Here is a 19,560-nt window from a genome sequence, read left to right on the forward strand (position 1 = left end):
AAGGCTTCTTGCTCTATCTGAATATGGTCTACATCTTGTTGGGGGAATGTTCCGGTTCATCAGACGGATTCCGGTTGCGCCAAGGTGTGCCCGAAGCGCGAGAAACGGCAGGCGTACCACAGTTCGGCGGTGATGCCGGGGTCGGCAAGGTCGACGTGCAGTGCTTTGGCGATGACGCCAAGGTATTTGGTCAAGGTATGCCGATGCATCCCGGTCATGCGTGCGGCCTCCTCCGTTCTGCCGCGACTGCGCAGCCACGCCCACAGCACATCCACCGCGCGGATGGTCGTGTCCGCGCCGGATTGCGCGGTGTGGGGGCCGGTGGACAGGTCGAACGTCAGATCGGCGATCGGCGCGAGTTTCAGATCGGCGAACGCCCGCATCAGCGAAGGTTCCACCACGCTTTCCAACGTCGCGGCGCTGCGGTCGCTGCCATATCGGATCAACGGCACGCCTGATGTCAGTGCCTCCGCTCCGGCCTGATACGCTTCGTGCCGTGCGCGGGGCATGTCGGGCCAGGTCACGCCCGACGATTGCCCTACGGTGAGTCGTCCGTCGTGGGTCAACTGTTCGGTACAGCTTCGTGCATTCGACTGTGAGACGATGGCCCACATATCGCCGTCCACCATGCCGAACACTGCGAGATTCGTGTTCTTGGCCAGTGTGCGGCGGAACGGTTCAAACAGTCGCCCGGCATCCTCCAGCGCATCCTGACGGCCGATGATGCGCAATGCCACCAGCGGCTGCACCGGCATGCCGTTCCATACGTCATCGGCGAACCGTCGTACCGTATCGGCATCTCCCTCCAAACACAGCCGGGTCATGGTCGACCGCAGGTTGGCGAGGGAACGGTTGGAATCGGCGGTGCCGGTGACGGCAAGCGACAGCAGGCTTGCAGCTTCGGCCACCAGCGGATGATCGATGCTGCCCTTGTTCCCCTTACGCCCCGAAACAAGATATCCGAGCGTTTGCTTGGTGGAGGAGGCGATGTGGAAGATCGCGATATCGTAGCCTTTCGCCACGGTGAATTTCGCCTCGCCGAGCACACTGAAGGCCAGGGCGTCGGCCAGCGAATCCATGTCGACGGGGAGCGCGTGGTGCGAGGATGCGACAATCGACCCCACAGGATTCAGCAGCGCCGCCCATCCGCCGATGAGCTCGGCCAGGCGGGAGACGATCGTGCTCACCGGGTCGAGCGTGTGCACGCTGCGCAGCAGACGTTGCTGATTGCGGTACATGCGGGCGAAATTCTGGCCGGTATTGTCCGAGATGCCGCGTGCCACCGCCTTGGAAATGGCGATGAACGGGGTGGCGAGGGGCACGCAGAACAAGGGGAGTCCTGTTGCCTCACACTGGTAGACCAGCCATTGCGGTATGGCGTCATGCTGCACGCCGATGCCGAATCCGATGCCGCGCACGCCGGCGTCGACCAAGCGGGATGCGAAGGGGCGATGCCGTTCATCCGGGGCGTTCGCCGGCATAAGCAGACCGGTGGTCAGCAGGATCTCGCCGCCCTCAAGATACGGCGTCGGGTCGGGGGATTCCGAAAAATGCATCCAGGAGATCGGCGCATCCAAGTCGCCGGCATCACCTTCCGCAACCAGTGACAGGTCAAGGGAACGCTGCTCCAGCAACGTGTTCAAGGTCATCGCCATACGGCCAATCTAGGCGGTTCGCATCGAATCATGGACGATTCGGCCACATATCGGCCATATTTTCAACACAACGTCCATATCATCAGCGTTCGTGCGTCCCTATGGTGAAAGCCAACAACAACGGAACATAGGAAAGGAGCACAGGATGACCACCCGCGGCGCACTCACCATCGCATTGGCCCAGATGAGCCAGATGCCCATCGGCAAGCCTCTCGGCGCGTTCGAGAACGATGTCCGCCGCGTGGCCTCCATGCGCAGCGGCGAAGGGCTTCGCCCGGAACTCATCGTCTTCCCCGAAATGCACTTGTATGGCACCGGCGAACTCGATGACGAACGCTCCTACCGTGCGCAGTGCGCCTCGGCCACTGACCTGCATGACGGGTTGGCCGCCAAACTCGGCGGCATCGCCCGTGAACTGGGCGTCTGGCTCATCCCCGGCACCGTCGCGGAACGCAATCCCGCGGGAGGCATCTTCAACACCGCTCCCGTGTTCTCCCCGAAGGGTGAACTCGTCGCCTCGTATCGCAAGATCTGCCCGTGGCGTCCGTTCGAACGCTACACACCCGGAGACTCCTTCACCACGTTCGATATTCCGGGCAAGGGACGTATCGGCATCATGATCTGCTACGACGCCTGGTTCCCCGAAATCAGCCGTCAACTGGCATGGCAGGGCGTCGACCTCATCATCAACCCGGTGCGCACCACCACTCCTGATCGGGTGCAGGAACTCATCCTCGCCCGCGCGAACGCCATTGTCAACCAGACCTTCGTGGCAAGCCTGAACGCGCCCGCGCCGCAAGGCGTCGGGCAGTCAACGCTCGTCGACCCCGAAGGCGCCGTCATCGAATCATCCGAAGGCGACGGCGAACAAGTCATCATCCGCACCATCGACCTCGACGCCGTACGTCTGGTCCGTGAGCGGGGCACCGCCGGCAGCAACCGCATGTGGGAGCAATTCCATCCCGGCGAACCGTCCATCCCGCTTCCCCTCTACGGAGGCGCCATCATACCGGAGCGGTGGCGCATCCAGGACTGATCGCCACGAACCGGCACCGATGCACAACGTTATGAAAGGAACCGACATGACAGCACAGATAGTCAACGGCCCAGCCGCCGCGTGTCCCGTCGCACAACCCGTCGAGGGCGAAGGCACGTTGAAGCGCACCATGGGATTGCGTTCCGTGGTGTTGTTCGGACTGGCCTACATGACGCCGATCATCGCGCTCGGCACGTTCGGTGTGATCGCTTCCACCTCGCATGGCGCCGCGGCGATGTCCTATCTGGTGGCCACCGTCGCCATGATGTTCACCGCGGGAAGCTACGGACGCATGGCCGTACTTCACCCGCAGGCGGGCAGCGCCTACACCTATGTGGGCAAAACCATCGGGCGCAAGGTCGGATTCCTCGTCGGATGGGCAATGCTGCTCGACTACATGTTCCTTCCCATGGTGGTATGGCTGATCGGAGCCTCCTATCTGAACGCGCAGTTCCCTTCGGTCCCGATCCAGGCATGGGTGATCGGCTTCATCGTGCTCACCACCGCCATCAACATCATCGGACTCAACGTGGCGGACAAGATCAACTATGCGCTGATGCTGTTCCAGGCCCTCGTCATCGTCCTCTTCCTGATGCTTTCCATCCGATCCGTCCTGGGTGGTGCCGGCACCGGCACGCTGTTCAGCACGCTGCCGTTCACGGGTAACGGCTCATCGCCATCCGTGATCGTGGCGGGCGCGGCCATCGCCGCTTACTCCTTCCTCGGATTCGACGCGGTTACCACGATGAGCGAGGAAACCCGCGACGCACGTCACACCATCCCCAAGGCGATCATGCTGGTCGCGCTCATCGGCGGACTGATCTTCGTGGGCATCGCCTACGTCACCCAGCTGGTGCACCCAGGCGGCATGTTCGACGACGAATCGTCCGCCGCCTACGAGATCGCCACCCAGGTCGGCGGCAACCTGTTCACCTCCGTGTTCATCGCGGGACTGTGCTTCGGCCAGTTCACCTCCGGCATCGCCACCCAGGCCTCCGCATCCCGCCTGCTGTACGTGATGGGTCGCGACGGCGTCCTGCCCAAGCGGATCTTCGGCAGGCTCGGCAAGCGTTTCGGCACGCCGGTGCTCAGCATCATGCTGATCGCCTTCGTCGGACTGATCGCCATGTTCCTCGACGTCGCCACCTCCACATCCTTCGTGAACTTCGGCGCCTTCACCGCCTTCACCCTGGTCAACGTGTGCGTCATCTGCGCCTACGCCAAAGCCGATGCGTCCGAACGCAAGGAATATTTCCGAGGGGGAGTGTGGCTCAACGTGGTGGCCCCGGCTGTCGGAGCCGTCTGCTGCGCCTACCTGCTGATGCATCTGGACGGCCATGCGATCGGACTGGGATTGTCCTGGCTCGCCATAGGCATCATCGTGCTCGCGGCGATCACCAAGGGATTCCGCCGCAATCCTCCGGAATACGGCGACCGCGGCGAATAAACCAAGGCCACCTGTTCCGGTCACCCACCAATAACCACCAACAACCACCAACAACCATCCAAGACTTTTCGAAAATCACCAACAACGAAAGGAAACACCCATGTCAGTCCCACAGGTCGCACGCAAGATCGTCACCGCCATCCCCGGACCGAAGTCCCAGACGCTGGAAGAGGAACACAAGAAGTACGTGAGCGCCGGCGTCGGCCAAGGCATGCCGATCTTCGCGCAAAGCGCCTCCGGCTCCACCATCACCGACGTCGACGGCAACCGTTTCATCGACCTCGCCTCCGGCATCGCCGTCACCGGTGTCGGCAACTGCGCTCCGGAAGTCGTCAAGGCGGTGCAGGACGAAGTCACCAAGCTGACGCACACGAACTTCGCCACCACCCCGTACGAGAACTACATCGACGTGTGCAAGAAACTCGCCGAACACACCCCCGGCGACTTCCCCAAGAAGAGCGTACTGGTCAACTCCGGCGCCGAAGCGGTCGAGAACGCCATCAAGATCGCCCGCCGATACACGGGCCGCTCCGCCATCGTCGTGATGGAGAACGCCTTCCACGGCCGCACCAACCTGACCATGGCCATGACCACCAAGTCCATGCCGTACAAGCAGGGCTTCGGCGCATTCGCCCCCGACATCTACCGTGTGCCGTTCTCCTACCCGCTGCGCGACGCCTTCGGCGCGGACGGCGCCGCCGCCGCCAAGGCCGCCACCGACAAGATCGAACTGCTGGTCGGCTCCGCCAACGTGGCCGCCATCATCGCCGAACCGATCCAAGGCGAAGGCGGCTTCATCGTCCCGGCCGAAGGCTTCCTGTCCGGACTGGCCGACTGGGCCCACGCACACGACGTGCTGTACATCTCCGACGAAATCCAGGCCGGCTTCTGCCGTTCCGGCAAGTGGTTCGCCTGCGAATACGACGGCGTCACCCCCGATCTCATCACCACCGCGAAGGCGCTCGGCGGCGGCATGCCGATCGCCGCGGTCACCGGTCGCGCCGACATCATGGATGCCGTGCAGCCCGGCGGCATCGGCGGCACCTACGGCGGCAACCCGGTATCCTGCGTTTCGGCGCTCGCGGCCGTGGGCATCATGGAGAAGCTCGACCTGCCGGCGAAGGCCGCGCATATCGGCGAAGTCGTGGACGGCCTGCTCAAGCCGCTCGTCGGCGAAGTGCCGACCGTGGCCGAAGTGCGCGGACACGGCGCCATGATCGGCATCGAATTCGTCAAGGCCGGTACGATGGAACCGAACAAGGAACTTGTCGGCCGCATCACGAAGCGCACGATTCAGGAAGGTCTGATCATGCTGACCTGCGGCATCAACGGCAACGTGATCCGTCTGCTGCCGCCGCTGGTCATCACCGATGATGAGCTGACCGAGGCCATCGAAGTGCTCAAGGAGATCATCATCGAGGAAAGCGCCAAGTGACCTGCCCGCGCAGATCCCGCATCAGGCACATGGAATAGGCGTATGCCGGCCCCTCCTCAAACGGGGCCGGCCTTCGCCGGAAAGGAACGAAACCGATGAAGCTGCTTACCGTCGGACCGGACATCATCCATTCCTTCGCGACCGTCGAGGAATTCGCCGAATCCTTCCAGCTGGGACCCAAGGATCTGCTGGTGAGCATCGAGGCGATCTACTCGCGTTTCCTCGAACCGTATGCGAACGGCGCGAACGTCATCCTGGTCGACAAATACGGCGCCCAGGAGCCCACCGACGTCATGATCGACGAGTTCATCAAGGATGCTTCGGCGTTCGACTATGACCGTATCGTCGCAGTCGGCGGCGGCGCGGTGATGGACATGTCGAAGGTCGTCGCCGTGGCCGGTGGCGCATCCATCGACGAGGTGATCGACCATCTGCCCGATTTCAAGCGCAAGGTCCGGCTCGTGCTCGTACCGACCACCTGCGGCACTGGTTCCGAGGTCACGGAGATCGCGGCCGTCAACCGCACCAGGCTCGGCTGCAAGGCCGGTATCGCCGGTCCGGAGATGTTCGCGGACGACGCCGTGCTGATCCCTGAACTGCTGTACGGTCTGCCGGATCACGTGTTCGCCACCAGCTCGCTCGACGCCCTCGTGCACGCCGTGGAATCAACCTTGTCGCCGAACGCCACGCCGTACACCAGGATGTTCGGCTACGAGGCCATGACGATGATCGTCGGCGGCTATAAGGCCGTGGTCGAAGCGGGTCCCGCCGGTTCACCGGAACGCCGCGCCAAGCGCAACGAGCTGATGGGTGATTTCCTCATCGCCTCCGATTATGCGGGCATCAGCTTCGACACCGGCGGCTGCGCGGCGGTGCATGCCCTAAGCTACCAGCTCGGCGGCAAATACCATGTGCCGCATGGCGAATCCAACTACGCCATGTTCACCGGCGTGCTGCTCAACTATATGGAGATTAAATCCGATGGCGAGATCGCCAAGGTCAACCGGCATCTCGCCGGAATCCTCGGTTGCGATGTGGCGGATGTGTACGACGAGCTGGAAACGCTCATCAACCAGCTGCTGCCGAAGAAGGCTTTGCATGAGTACGGCGTGGCCAAGGAGGATCTGCCCGAATTCGCCGATCGTGTGATGACAACCCAGGAACGCTTGATGAGGAACTGCTTCGTGCCGCTCGATTACGATCGAGTGCTCAAGATCTTCACCGAGCTGTATTGATCGTCGGTCGGATTCCGGCCGACTTGTTGGTGAGGGAATCGCCCGTTCATACCGCACGCCACGCTCACGGGGCCGCGCCGCGGAAGGACGGGCGATTTCTCATGCCATTGCTCCGATCCGCGTCATTCCGGCTTCGTTCCCGTACCGCTGCGCGTGCCGTCCCGCGGCATCCCTTCCACGGGCTGCGGTGTCCCAGCCATCGTCTACCCTTGCTGAGGTTCCGGTTCACGCCCGCCAACGGGGCGAGGCGACCCGGGTCACCTGAATTCCCTAGGAGACACTATGAAGCAGGGTATCCATCCCGATTACCATGCCGTCGAAGTCCTGTGCTCGTGCGGCAACACCTTCGTCACCCGTTCCACCGCCAAGGGCGACCACATGACGGTCGACGTGTGCGCGAAGTGCCACCCCTTCTACACCGGCAAGCAGAAGATCCTCGACACCGGTGGCCGCGTTGCTCGCTTCGAGAAGCGCTACGGCAAGAAGAGCAAGTAGCTTATCGAACGCCAGCCCGTTTCCGTTCCGGTGCGTGCCAACGCATCCGGCTCCGGAGGGGGCTGGCGTTTTCGTATCCTCAAGGGCCCGTGCGCCCATCGCGGCCAAGAGGCCGTGTTCCGGCGATCGCGAAACCGCAATCGCGGAACCGCAACCAACGTAATCATCCGTAATCATCAAGGAAGCACATGGCAGACGAACAGTTCCCCGCGGCGCAATCCGCGTTGAAGGAATACCAATCGCTCGAAGAGCAGATGGCCAGCCCCGAAGTGGTGACCGATCCGAACAAGATGCGTAAACTCGGCCGTCGTCATGCCGAACTGGGCGGCATCGTCAACGCATACAACGCGTATCTCGCCGTGAAGAACGACCTTGAGGCCGCCAAGGAAATGGCCGGCGAGGACCCGGATTTCGCCGCCGAAGCTAAAAGGCTCGAAGGCGAACTGCCCGAGGTGGAGGAGAAGCTGCGCACCGCGCTCATCCCGCGCGACCCGGACGATGCGCGCGACACGATCATGGAAATCAAAGCCGGCACCGGCGGCGAAGAAGCCGCGCTATTCGCGGGCGACCTGCTGCGCATGTACACCAGGTACGCCGAAAAGCGCGGGTGGACCGTCACCGTGCAGTCCGAGAACACCACGGAACTCGGCGGCGTCAAGGACGTGCAGGTCGCCATCCGCGCCAAGGGCACGCCCGCGCCGGAAGACGGCGTGTGGGCATCGCTGAAATACGAGGGCGGCGTGCACCGCGTGCAGCGCGTCCCCGTCACCGAATCGCAGGGCCGCATCCAGACATCCGCGGCGGGCGTCATCGTGTTCCCCGAAGCCGACGACGACAATGATGAGATCGACATCGATCCGAAGGACCTCAAAATCGATATCTTCATGAGCTCCGGCCCGGGCGGCCAGTCCGTGAATACCACGTATTCGGCCGTGCGTATGACGCACATCCCCACCGGCATCACGGTGAACATGCAGGACGAGAAATCCCAGATCCAGAACCGCGCCGCCGCGCTGCGCGTGCTCAAGTCCCGACTGCTCGCCATGAAGCATGAGCAGGAGGCCGCCGAAGCCGCCGACATGCGCCATTCGCAGGTCCGATCGCTCGACAGGTCCGAACGCATCCGCACCTACAACTTCCCGGAGAACCGTATCGTCGACCATCGTACGAACTACAAGGCGTACAACCTCGACGCGGTGCTCGACGGCGACCTTCAGGCCGTCATCGACTCCGACATCCAGGCGGATGAGGCCGAAAGGCTCGCCCACCAGCAGTGAGCATACGAATGCCGTCCTCGCCCGGAAACGGGCAGGACGGCGTTTTTTCATGGATTCATGGAAGAAACCGTGACGGTATGAGAGAAGCCGAAACGGCAGAGGGAAAAGGAAACGGAAGGATGATGGACGAAACCATCGCAACAGCGGCAGCCACCCTGAAGGAAGCGGGAGTGGATACACCGGAGCATGACGCGAAGATCCTGCTCGCCGAAGCCGCGGGATGCGAGCTGCGCGACGTGGACAAGGCCATGCTCATGGGAGATGGGCTCGAATACGATGCCGTGAAATTCGACGCGATGATCGCCAGACGAGCGAAACGCGAACCGCTGCAGTACATCGTGGGGCACGCGCCGTTCCGGTATCTCGACCTCCAAGTCGGGCCGGGCGTGTTCATTCCACGTCAGGAAACCGAACTCGTAGTGCAGGAAGGCATCGACTGGATCACCAGAAACGGCCTATACAATCCGCGCGTGGTCGACCTGTGCGCGGGATCGGGAGCCATCGGCCTCGCCATCGTCACCGAAGTGCAGGGCAGTCACGTCTGGGGTGTGGAAATCAGCCCCCAAGCCGTGGCATGGACCCGTAGGAACATCGAAGCCACCATGCGACGCTGGCCCGCGCTCGCCTCCAACTACGAGCTGGAAATCGGCGACGCCACCAGCCCCACCACGCTCGACAAGCTCGACGGCACCATCGACATGGTCATCACGAACCCGCCGTATGTGCCGCAAAGCGACATCCCCACTCAACCCGAGGTGCGCGACCATGATCCGGAACTCGCGTTGTACGGCGGTAGCCTGGACGGCACCCTCATCCCCGAGCGCATCGTCAGGCGTGCTGCGGCGCTGCTGAAACCTCAGGGCCTGTTCGTCATGGAACACGACATTTCGCAAGGCGACAGACTCGCCGCGTTCGCCAGTGCCAATGGCTTCGGCGAGGTGCGCATCCGTAACGATTACACCGGTCGGCCCCGGTATCTCGTCGCCGTGCGCTCCGGCGACTGACGGTTGATTCCGGCGTATGCCCCACGTGAACCAGCTGTACGGGAATCATGCCCGGCGAGTCCGCCATGTAGAAGATATTGCACGGGCCATCGGGAGTTCGCATATGATGAATGGCTGCATCAAGGTCAGAAAGGCCGCAACTGGTTGGAAAGGCCATACAGAGAGGAAGAACGGCAATGAAACGCAAATTTGCCGGAAAGGCCGCGGCGCTAGGCATGGCCGCGGCCATGATGTTGTCGTTGACGGCATGTTCCGGCGGCAACATGTACGCGACAAGCGAAGACAGCATGAAACTGTCCGATAACGACGTCATCACGTTGGGATCGGTCACCACCAATTCCGGCGCAGCCGCCGCATACGGCGAAGCCGAAGTCAGTGGATTCAAACTGGCGGTCAGCGAAATCAACGCGGCCGGCGGCATCTTCGGCAAGAAAATAGAACTCAAATCCATGGACGACAAAGGCGACGTGATCGAAGCGTCCAACGCCTTCAACCGCCTCGCCGGCGAAAAGAAAGTCATCGGCATCCTCGGCCCCACCATCTCGTCCACCACGGGCGCGGTGGCGCCGCTGGCCGATCAGAACCAGCTGCCGTCCATCGCCCCCGCCGCCACATCGGACTCCATCGAAACGGGCGGATACCTGTTCCGCACCTGCTTCAAGGACTCCTATCAGGGTGAGATCGCGGCCAAGTTCGCCGCCGAGGAATTGAAGGTCAAGAAGGTCGCCGTACTGTACGGCACCGGCGACCCGTACTCCTCCGGCGTGGGCAAAGCCTTCGTGAACGCCGCCAAGAAAGCCGGACTGGACGTGGTGGCCGAAGAGAACTCCTCCAGCGCCGACGACACCGAATACTCATCCCAGCTGCAGAAAGTGCAGGCGGCGGGCGCGGAATTCCTGTACGCGCCGTACTACTACTCCGCAGCCGGTCCGTACATCATCCCGCAGGCCCGTTCCGTCGGCTACGACGGGTACATCATGGGCCCCGACGGCTACGACGGCCTGCAGATCACCGGTGCCAAATCGCGTTACAACAAGGTGCTGTACACCACGCACTATTCGCCCGACGACACCTCCAACAAGAAGGTGCAGAAGTTCATCAAGTCGTACAGGAAGGCCAACAATAACGCCATGCCGAACACGTTCACCGCGTTGGGCTACGACTCCGTCTACATGTTCAAGCAGGCCATCGAAAAAGCCGGCCCCAACGCCAGCCGAGCGGACATCCGCAAAGCCATCAGCGGCATGAGCTTCTCCGGCGTCACCGGTAAATTCACCCTCGACTCACACGGCTCCCCGAAGAAATCCGTCATCGTGCTCGAAATGAAGAACGGCGAACCCACCTATCGCAGCACCATCGAACCGGCCAAGTGAACCGCCGGTCCTCAACACCCGTAACAGCAACGAATCAACCTCTATAAGAAGGGGGGAATGATGAGCAATCAGGTCATAATGTTTATCAGTCAGATCTTCAACGGTCTGAAAATCGGCAGCGTGTACTCCCTCGTGGCTCTGGGATACACCATGGTGTACGGCATCATTCGTCTGATCAACTTCGCGCACGGCGACTTCATCATGGTCGGCGCTTACGTGCTCATGCTTACCATTCCAGCAATCATCGCCTGCGGCATGCCCGCATGGCTCTCCGTGATCCCGGCGATCCTCGTGTGCGTCGCGGTCGGCGTCATCGTGGAAAAGGCCGCATACAAGCCGGTCCGCGAAAAAGGCAACAACATGACCGCCCTGATTACCGCCATCGCCATGAGCCTGCTGCTTGAAAACGGCTCCCAAGCCATTTTCGGCGCCGACTACCAGACCATTCCCACGATCATCCAGATCCCGTCCATCGCCATCGGCGACCTCAAAATCGACGGCGCGACGATCGTGACCGTGCTGCTCGGCATCATCATCATGATCGCGCTGCAGCTGTTCGTCTCCCGCACCAAGCAAGGCAAAGCCATGCGTGCGGTTTCAGAGGATAAGGAAGCCTCCATCCTCATGGGCATCAACGTGAACTCCACAATCACCCTGACCTTTGCCATCGGCTCCGGTCTGGCCGCGGTCGCCTCGCTCATGTATTGCATCTCCTACCCGCAGGTGTCTCCGATGATGGGTGCCATGCTGGGTCTGAAAGCCTTCGTGGCGGCAGTGCTCGGTGGTATCGGCTCCATCCCCGGCGCCATGGCCGGTGGTCTGGTAATCGGCGTGGTCGAAAGCCTCACCAAGGCCTACATCGGCACCATCACCGGAGGCGTCATTACCTCCGCATTCGCGGACGCCATCGTGTTCGGCATTCTCATCATCGTGCTGCTGGTCAAGCCGTCCGGCCTGATGGGCGAACCGGAAAGCGAAAAGGTGTGATCCCATGAAGAAATCAATGCTTTCCATCAAGCAGTCCTACATCGTCTGCGTCATCGGCATCGTCGTACTCTTCGGCATCCTCATGGGCGTGTGCGAAACCGGCATGGTCTCGCTGTATGTCAAAGGCATCATCATGACCTGCTGTATCGCGGTCATCATGACCACCTCCCTGAACCTCACCATCGGCGTGCTCGGCCAATTGACCTTGGGTTGCTGCGGATTCGAAGCCATCGGCGCATACTCCGCGGCACTGCTCAGCAAACTGCTCATCGCCAACGGCGTCGTCATGAACGACACCCTGCGATTCCTGCTTGTCACCGTCGCCGGCGGCCTGGTCGCCTGCGTATTCGGCGTGCTCATCGGCATCCCCGCCCTGCGCCTGCACGGTGACTACCTCGCCATCATCACGCTCGGCTTCGGCGAAATCATCCGAGTCGTCATCCAGAACCTCAAGATCGCCGGCGGCGAAGGTCTTGATAAAGGCCAGCAAGGCCAGGCGCTGATCGGCATCGACCGTCTCGCCAACCTGTACGTGGTCTTCTGGATCACCGTCATCACCGTGGTGCTGCTGTTCATGTTCGCGCGTTCCCGTTACGGCCGTGCCGTCAAAGCCATCCGCGACGACGAGATCGCCGCAGGCGCATCCGGCATCAACATCACCTACATGAAGGTGCTCGTCTTCGCCATCTCCGCGTTCTTCGCGGGCATCGCGGGCGGCATCTTCGCGCAGTACATCGGCGCCCTCACCCCGAGCATGGCCGGATGGCTGCAGTCCATCAACTACGTGATCATGGTGGTGTTCGGCGGCATGGGTTCGCTGACCGGTTCCATCGTCTCCGCCGTCGGTCTGACGATCCTGCCGGAACTGTTGCGCGCATTCTCCGACTACCGCATGCTCGTCTACTCGGTGGTGCTCGTGCTCATCATGATCTTCCGCCCGCAAGGCATCTTCGGCAATTGGGAGTTCTCGCTGCCGAAGGCGATCAACCGCATCTTCTATCCGAAGGGCAAGAAGGGCGCCAAGGCCGACACCACGGAAACCGCCGAAGCCAAGGAGGCCAAGCATGAGTGAACCGATCCTGAAAGCGGAGCATCTCGGCATCACCTTCGGTGGTCTGAAAGCCGTCTCCGATTTCAACATGACCATCAACAAGGGCGAACTCGTCGGCCTCATCGGCCCGAACGGCGCCGGCAAGACCACGGTGTTCAACCTGCTCACCGGCGTCTACCAGCCGACCGAAGGTGCGTTCTACCTGGACGGCAAGAAGATGAATGGCAAGAAAACCTATCAGGTCGTACGTGCCGGCATCGCCCGCACCTTCCAGAACATTCGACTGTTCAAGCAGATGACCGTCGAAGAGAACGTGCTGGTCGCGTTTAACGAATCGTTCACCTACAAGATGGGCGGCGCGATCTTCCGCACGCCGCGCTTCTGGAAGCAGGAGAACGACATGCACGCCAAGGCCATCGACCTGCTGCACATCTTCGGCCTCGAAGGATTGGCGAACACCGAGGCGGCGAACCTGCCGTACGGCGCCCAGCGCAAGCTGGAAATCGCCCGTGCCCTCGCAACCGGCATGAAACTGCTCCTACTCGACGAGCCCGCAGCCGGCATGAACCCTACGGAAACCGAAGACCTGCTCAACTGCATCAACACGATCCGCGACCGCTTCGGTATCGCCATCCTGCTGATCGAACACGATATGAGTCTGGTCATGAACGTCTGCCAGCGCATCCAGGTGCTCGACTACGGGCGGACCATCGCCTCCGGTCTGCCGGAGGAGATCGCCAACAATCCGCAGGTGATTTCCGCATACCTTGGCGCCGACGACGACACCGAATCCGAGGAGGCAAACTGATGCTCGACATTAAGAACCTGTGCGTATCCTACGGTGCGATCGACGCCGTCAGGAACATCAGCCTGCATGTGGACGACGGTGAAATCGTCTCCCTGATCGGCGCGAACGGCGCCGGCAAAACCACCACCTTGCACACCATCACCGGCCTTATACCCGCGAAATCCGGCTCGGTTATGTTCAACGGCCACGATCTGCTCAACGAGCGCAACCATAAGATCGTGACCTACGGTATGGCTCACATCCCCGAAGGCAGGCACGTGTTCACGCGCATGACCGTCCAGGAGAATCTGGAAATGGGCGCGTTCAGCCTCAAGGACGATGCGAAGATGAGCGACGATCTGGACATGGTGTTCGGGCTGTTTCCACGCCTGAAGGAGCGTCGCCGCCAGCTGGCCGGCACACTGTCCGGCGGCGAACAGCAGATGGTCGCCATGGGCCGTGCGTTGATGAGCCATCCGAACACCATCCTCATGGACGAGCCTTCGATGGGTCTGTCCCCGAAGCTGGTGAAGGAGATCTTCGCCATCATCCGGAAGCTGCATGACGAGGGCATCACCGTGCTGCTCGTCGAGCAGAACGCGAAGATGGCGCTGTCCATCGCCGACCGCGCCTACGTGCTGGAAACCGGTGTCATCACGATGGAAGGCGACGCCAAGGAACTGCTGCACGACGAGAAGGTGCGCAAGGCATACTTGGGCGCATAATCGTACGGTTTTCCGCGTAATTCAACAAAACCGCGTCCGTATCCGACCAAATCAAGCCGTTTTCGGCTTGGCCATGGTTGGGTGCGGACGCGGTTCGTGTTTTTGCGTCGGATTTCTTGTGTTCACTGGTGACTCGGGTGTCTCTCGTGTTCGCCGGTGTGGCCGGGAATCGTGCCTGTGTCCGACGCGCTCCGGGCCGCTCTGGCCGAGTCTTTACGGTCGGCCGCAGACACGATTCCCTAAGTTTTGCGGAAAAGAATCAGGGGTTATTGGGCGTAATCCTGCAGGGCTGCCGCGTCGTCGTCGGTGATTTCGCGGATCACACGTGCGGGATTGCCCACGGCCACGGAATTGGCGGGAATGTCCTTGGTGACCACGGCACCCGCGCCGATCACACAGCCGTCTCCGATCGTCACGCCGCCAAGTACGGTCACATTGCCACCGAACCAGCAGTTCGAACCGATTGTGATCGGGCGTCCGTACTCGTAGTCGTAGTAGGAGCCATCCTCCGCGCGTCTGACGTTGCGATCCTGCCAGCGGATCGGATGCATGGGAGGCAACAACGAGACGTTCGGTCCGAACAGCACATCATCGCCGATGGTCACAGGCACGCAGTCAAGACAGGTGAAATTGAAGTTCATGAACACGCGTTCGCCGATCGTGGTGTGGCAACCGTAGTCGAAGAACACCGGTCCCATCACGTCGAGATGTTCGCCGTGGCCGGGCAGCAGCTCGTCGAGGATGGCGTTCCTTTCGGCGGTGGCGCCGCGCGGCAACGCGTTGAATTTGTTGCACAGGTCGGCGGATCGTTCGAGCAGGGCGTTCAGTTCTGGATCGCCGGAACGGTACAGTTTGCCGTCCAGCATCTCCTCGTGCTCGCTGCGGCGTGGCATGCGCAATTCGACCGGGGGCAACGATGTCATGGTGGGCTCCTTTGACGTGGGGGATTGTGTGTCGCCGCGATGCGCGGCATTCCACAAGTATAGGAAATCCACGCCGTCGAACGCATCGCGGAAAGGGGGTATTTTCGGGGGCTTTGGCTGGGGAGTCGGACATCGTTTCAACGTGGGTCGGCTCGTTGTACCTCGCCGTCTCGGTTTGCGCCAATCGTCGCTTAGTGGTGCAATGGAAAGGTTGTACCAACGATTAAGGGAGGTGTCATGAGCGAGGTTCGCGCTATTACCGACGAGTCCCTGGCCCAGGCCGCGGCGATTGTCCGCGACGGTGGTGTGATTGTCATTCCTACCGATACGGTGTACGGAGTCGCCTGTGATCCGCGCAACGCCGAAGCCATCCGGCGGATATACCAGGCCAAGCATCGTCCGCAGTTCAAAGCATTGCAGGTGTTGCTCGCATCCGTAGACGACATCGATGCGCTCGGTCTTGAACTTCCCGCGCCCCTGAATCGTCTGGCCGCAGCCTTCATGCCCGGCGCATTCTCCCCGATCGCGGTGGCGCGTCCCGACTGCACGCTGGCCACGGTACGCAAATCGCCGACCGGAACCATGACCCAAGGCATCCGCATCCCCAATTCGACCGCAAGTCTGCGCATCCTGCGCGCCACCGGACCGTTGGCGGCATCGAGCGCGAACCGTTCCGGCAACGAAAGCGCGCAAACCGTTGAGGAAGCCATGGCCGCATTGGGCGATGGCGTCGACCTGTATCTTGATGGCGGCGCCACGCCGGGTCATGTCGCCAGCACCGTGGTTGAAGCCGATCCGCATGCGCGTGACGGCATCACCATCCTGCGTGAGGGCGTCATCAGCCAGAACACGGTCCGTCAGGCTCTTCACATCAACGGCGGAGGATTAGGCGCATGAGGATCTACCTGTTCATCGCGGCCGTGGCGGGCGGCGCCACCTACCTGTTGACGCCCCTGATCCGTCATCTGGCCATCAGGATCGGTGCCGTGGGCGAAGTACGTTCCCGAGACGTGCACACCATTCCGACACCGCGCATGGGCGGTCTGGCCATGATGCTCGGATTCGTCATCGCCATGCTGTTCGCGAGCAGGATTCCCTTCATCGAAGGCCTGTTCCACGAGAACCATCAGGCGTGGGTGGTGATGATCGGCGCGGTTCTCATCTGTCTGCTCGGCATGGCCGACGATCTATGGGATCTCGACTGGATGCTGAAAATGGCGGGACAGCTGCTTATTTCGGTATTCGTGGCGTGGGGTGGTCTGCAAATCATCTCGTTGCCGTTGGAATCATTGGTGACCGCGTCGCCGAGCCTGTCCATGGCCATCACGGCGTTCCTCATCGTGGCTTCGATCAATGCAGTCAACTTCGTCGACGGGCTTGACGGTCTGTCCTCGGGCATCGTCGCGATCGGCGGCATCGCCTTCGCCATCTACTCGTACGTGTTGGCACGCACTTCGCCGTCATATGCGTCGATGGCCACCCTGATCGATGTCGCACTGGTCGGCATCTGCATAGGCTTCATCATGCACAACTGGCATCCGGCGAAGCTGTTCATGGGCGATTCCGGTTCCATGCTGCTCGGTTATCTCATCACCTGCGCGTCCATCGTGCTCACCGGTCATATCGATCCGGCATCCGTGCACACCAGCATCTACCTGCCGGTGTTCATGCCGATCCTGCTGCCGGTATTGGTGCTGTTCCTGCCCGTGCTCGACATGTGTCTGGCCATCGTGCGGCGTCTGAGCAAAGGGCAGTCGCCGATGCATCCCGATCGCATGCACCTGCATCACCGCATGCTGCGCATCGGGCATTCCGTCCAAGGCGCGGTGCTGATCCTGTGGGCGTGGGCGGCGTTGATTTCGTTCGGATCGTTGATGATCCTGTTCATTCCCGCATGGCTCGTGCTGGTGGGCATGGCCGTTGCGGCGGTGATTCTCACCATCATCACCATGTACCCGTATCTTCGTCATCGACTGGTCGAACTCCGCGCCGAAGATGCGCAGGAAGCCCGTCAACAGTAGCGGTGTCCAAAAGCGCCCGCGATGTGTCCGATAAGTCAGGCGTCGTTCATATAGTGGGGACATGGCTACAAATTCTGATATCTTCGCAGAGCCTCAGTCTGCGTATGCACCGCTTCCGCCCATCTTCGCCAGCCTCGGCCTCGCCTATGACGATGTGCTGTTGCTCCCCAATGCGACGGATGTCATCCCCTCCGAAGTAGATACCACCACTCATCTGACCCGTAAGATCACGATGAAGGCCCCCGTGCTTTCCGCCGCAATGGATACCGTCACCGAAGCCGAAATGGCCATCGCCATGGCTCGTAACGGCGGCATCGGCGTTCTGCACCGCAATCTTTCCATCGACGACCAGGCCGCCCAGGTCGACGTGGTCAAGCGCTCCGAATCCGGCATGATCACCAACCCGCTGACCGTGAGCCCGGAAGTCACCCTGGCCGATCTCGACAAGCTGTGCGGCAAGTTCCGCATCTCCGGCCTTCCTGTAGTCGACAAGGACAACAAGCTCGTCGGCATCATCACCAACCGTGACATGCGTTTCATCCCCTCCGAGGATTACGACACCCTCAAGGTCAAGGACGTGATGACCCGTGAGAACCTCATCACCGGTCCGACCAACATTTCCAAGGACGACGCCCACCGTCTGCTCGCCCAGCACAAGGTCGAGAAGCTACCGCTGGTCGACGCCGAAGGCCATCTGACCGGCCTGATCACCGTGAAGGACTTCGTCAAGACCGAGCAGTACCCGGATGCCACCAAGGATGAGCAGGGTCGTCTGCGCGTCGCCGCCGGCGTCGGCTTCCTGGGTGACGCCTACAACCGTGCCTCCGCGCTGATGGAAGCGGGCGTTGACGCGCTGGTCGTCGACACCGCCAACGGCGAAGCCCGTCTCGCACTTGACATGATCTCCCGTCTGAAGCATGATTCCGCATTCGACAACGTGCAGATCATCGGCGGCAACGTCGGCACCCGTTCCGGTGCCCAGGCCATGATCGACGCCGGCGCCGATGCCGTCAAGGTTGGTATCGGACCCGGCTCCATCTGCACCACCCGCGTCGTCGCAGGTGTCGGCGTCCCGCAGCTCACCGCCGTGTATGAGGCCGCTCAGGCCTGCCGCGCCGCAGGCGTGCCCTGCATCGCCGACGGCGGCATCCACTACTCCGGCGATATCGCCAAGGCGTTGGTCGCCGGCGCATCCTCCGTCATGCTGGGCGGCACCCTCGCCGGCTGCGAGGAAGCCCCGGGCGAGAAGGTCCTCCTGCACGGCAAGCAGTACAAGCTGTACCGTGGCATGGGCTCCCTGGGTGCCATGGCTCCGCGTGGCAAGAAGTCCTACTCCAAGGATCGTTACTTCCAGGCCGATGTCACTTCCAACGACAAGGTCGTTCCGGAAGGCGTGGAAGGCGAAGTGCCGTACCGCGGACCGCTGAACGCCGTGCTGTACCAGATGATCGGCGGCCTGCACCAGTCGATGTTCTACATCGGCGCGCACAACATCGCCGAAATGCCGGAACGCGGCAAGTTCATCCGCATCACCGATGCCGGTCTGCGTGAATCCCATCCGCACGACATCATGATGACCACGGAAGCCCCGAACTACTCCGGTTTCCACAACTGATGAATGATGCCCGTTGACCGGTTTCCGGTCGGGCGCTGTTCCGAAGGCCGTTCCCCGATAGGGGAGCGGCCTTTCTTGTTTTCGTGTTGCTTTGCTGTCATCCGTTTAGGAATGTGCTGTTGATGATGGGATTGGTGGTTGTGCGGAGCTGGTGGTTGTGCGGGGCGAATCGTCTTCGCACAGCGTTTCATGTTCCAGAACGGGTATCCGACGGTGTTCACCCGTCGCGACACGCCGTGTTCTGGTGTTTTGTGTCGGGTTCCGGGGGGTGTTGGTTCCCGTTTCGTCCCGGTTCCCGGGGTTTCGGGCTTGTTTTCGACACGCCGGTGGATGTGTTTGTTTGCAGGGGTTTTGGGGTGTTCGTGTGGGGGTGGGTTTGCGTGTGGGCCGGGGTTGGTGTAAGTTTTTCTCTTGCTGCTCGGCACGGGGTGCTTCCCCTTGGGGCTGGTGCTTCCGGTCCGGTGCGGTGGTGGTTTGAGAACTCAAGAGCGTGT

At 61.6% G+C, this 19,560-nt stretch carries 17 protein-coding genes; 15 read left to right on the forward strand and 2 right to left on the reverse strand.

The window, feature by feature from the left end; genetic code table 11:
* Window positions 1-59 precede the first annotated feature (59 nt).
* Window positions 60-1,655: a PucR family transcriptional regulator gene (locus tag BUB29_RS07375; protein WP_033523188.1), complete on the reverse strand. Its 1,596-nt coding sequence runs from the start codon at window positions 1,653-1,655 to the stop codon at window positions 60-62.
* 145 nt (window positions 1,656-1,800) lie between these two features.
* Between BUB29_RS07375 and BUB29_RS07380 the strand changes: the two genes are divergently transcribed.
* The 12 genes from BUB29_RS07380 (at window position 1,801) to BUB29_RS07435 (ending at window position 14,507) form a co-directional block, all read left to right on the forward strand.
* Window positions 1,801-2,691 carry a carbon-nitrogen hydrolase family protein gene (locus BUB29_RS07380; protein WP_173552823.1) on the forward strand — a complete coding sequence of 297 codons (891 nt, stop codon included), beginning with the start codon at window positions 1,801-1,803 and terminating at the stop codon, window positions 2,689-2,691.
* Window positions 2,692-2,737: 46 nt separating this feature from the next.
* Window positions 2,738-4,138, forward strand: coding sequence for an APC family permease (locus tag BUB29_RS07385; protein ID WP_081888379.1), 1,401 nt, complete (start codon window positions 2,738-2,740; stop codon window positions 4,136-4,138).
* Between the two features lie 100 nt (window positions 4,139-4,238).
* Window positions 4,239-5,573, forward strand: a complete 1,335-nt coding sequence (gabT, locus tag BUB29_RS07390) for a 4-aminobutyrate--2-oxoglutarate transaminase (RefSeq protein ID WP_033523187.1) — start codon at window positions 4,239-4,241, stop codon at window positions 5,571-5,573.
* 95 nt (window positions 5,574-5,668) lie between these two features.
* Window positions 5,669-6,808 carry a 4-hydroxybutyrate dehydrogenase gene (locus BUB29_RS07395; protein WP_033523186.1) on the forward strand — a complete coding sequence of 380 codons (1,140 nt, stop codon included), beginning with the start codon at window positions 5,669-5,671 and terminating at the stop codon, window positions 6,806-6,808.
* A 282-nt stretch (window positions 6,809-7,090) separates the two neighbouring features.
* Window positions 7,091-7,303, forward strand: coding sequence for a 50S ribosomal protein L31 (rpmE, locus tag BUB29_RS07400; protein WP_003827752.1), 213 nt, complete (start codon window positions 7,091-7,093; stop codon window positions 7,301-7,303).
* A gap of 188 nt (window positions 7,304-7,491) precedes the next feature.
* On the forward strand, window positions 7,492-8,580 hold the full coding sequence (gene prfA, locus BUB29_RS07405) for a peptide chain release factor 1 (RefSeq protein ID WP_033523185.1): 1,089 nt from the start codon (window positions 7,492-7,494) through the stop codon (window positions 8,578-8,580).
* A 122-nt stretch (window positions 8,581-8,702) separates the two neighbouring features.
* Window positions 8,703-9,584, forward strand: coding sequence for a peptide chain release factor N(5)-glutamine methyltransferase (prmC, locus tag BUB29_RS07410; RefSeq protein ID WP_033523247.1), 882 nt, complete (start codon window positions 8,703-8,705; stop codon window positions 9,582-9,584).
* Between the two features lie 176 nt (window positions 9,585-9,760).
* On the forward strand, window positions 9,761-10,957 hold the full coding sequence (locus BUB29_RS07415) for an ABC transporter substrate-binding protein (protein WP_033523184.1): 1,197 nt from the start codon (window positions 9,761-9,763) through the stop codon (window positions 10,955-10,957).
* A gap of 60 nt (window positions 10,958-11,017) precedes the next feature.
* Window positions 11,018-11,944 carry a branched-chain amino acid ABC transporter permease gene (locus BUB29_RS07420; protein WP_143155181.1) on the forward strand — a complete coding sequence of 309 codons (927 nt, stop codon included), beginning with the start codon at window positions 11,018-11,020 and terminating at the stop codon, window positions 11,942-11,944.
* A 4-nt stretch (window positions 11,945-11,948) separates the two neighbouring features.
* A complete protein-coding gene (locus BUB29_RS07425) occupies window positions 11,949-13,016 on the forward strand; it encodes a branched-chain amino acid ABC transporter permease (RefSeq protein ID WP_033523182.1) in 1,068 nt (355 codons plus the stop codon).
* Window positions 13,009-13,803 (forward strand): ABC transporter ATP-binding protein, encoded by a 795-nt coding sequence (locus tag BUB29_RS07430; protein ID WP_033523181.1) that lies wholly within the window; start codon window positions 13,009-13,011, stop codon window positions 13,801-13,803. Before BUB29_RS07425 ends, BUB29_RS07430 begins: the two co-directional genes overlap by 8 nt.
* Entirely contained in the window at window positions 13,803-14,507 is a 705-nt protein-coding gene (locus BUB29_RS07435) for an ABC transporter ATP-binding protein (RefSeq protein WP_033523180.1), read from the forward strand. The genes BUB29_RS07430 and BUB29_RS07435 overlap by 1 nt, the downstream gene beginning before the upstream one ends.
* Window positions 14,508-14,773: 266 nt before the next feature.
* Here BUB29_RS07435 and BUB29_RS07440 read toward each other — a convergent pair whose 3' ends face one another.
* Entirely contained in the window at window positions 14,774-15,430 is a 657-nt protein-coding gene (locus tag BUB29_RS07440; protein ID WP_033523178.1) for a sugar O-acetyltransferase, read from the reverse strand.
* Between the two features lie 237 nt (window positions 15,431-15,667).
* On the opposite strand from BUB29_RS07440, the gene BUB29_RS07445 reads away from it, so the two are divergent.
* The 3 genes from BUB29_RS07445 (at window position 15,668) to guaB (ending at window position 19,066) form a co-directional block, all read left to right on the forward strand.
* A complete protein-coding gene (locus BUB29_RS07445) occupies window positions 15,668-16,327 on the forward strand; it encodes an L-threonylcarbamoyladenylate synthase (protein ID WP_033523177.1) in 660 nt (219 codons plus the stop codon).
* Window positions 16,324-17,451, forward strand: a complete 1,128-nt coding sequence (locus BUB29_RS07450) for an MraY family glycosyltransferase (RefSeq protein WP_033523176.1) — start codon at window positions 16,324-16,326, stop codon at window positions 17,449-17,451. The genes BUB29_RS07445 and BUB29_RS07450 overlap by 4 nt, the downstream gene beginning before the upstream one ends.
* 61 nt (window positions 17,452-17,512) lie before the next feature.
* Window positions 17,513-19,066 (forward strand): IMP dehydrogenase, encoded by a 1,554-nt coding sequence (guaB, locus tag BUB29_RS07455; RefSeq protein WP_033523175.1) that lies wholly within the window; start codon window positions 17,513-17,515, stop codon window positions 19,064-19,066.
* The last annotated feature ends 494 nt before the right edge of the window (window positions 19,067-19,560 follow it).

It is taken from the genome of Bifidobacterium merycicum DSM 6492 (genome assembly GCF_900129045.1).
GTDB classification, from domain to species: domain Bacteria; phylum Actinomycetota; class Actinomycetes; order Actinomycetales; family Bifidobacteriaceae; genus Bifidobacterium; species Bifidobacterium merycicum.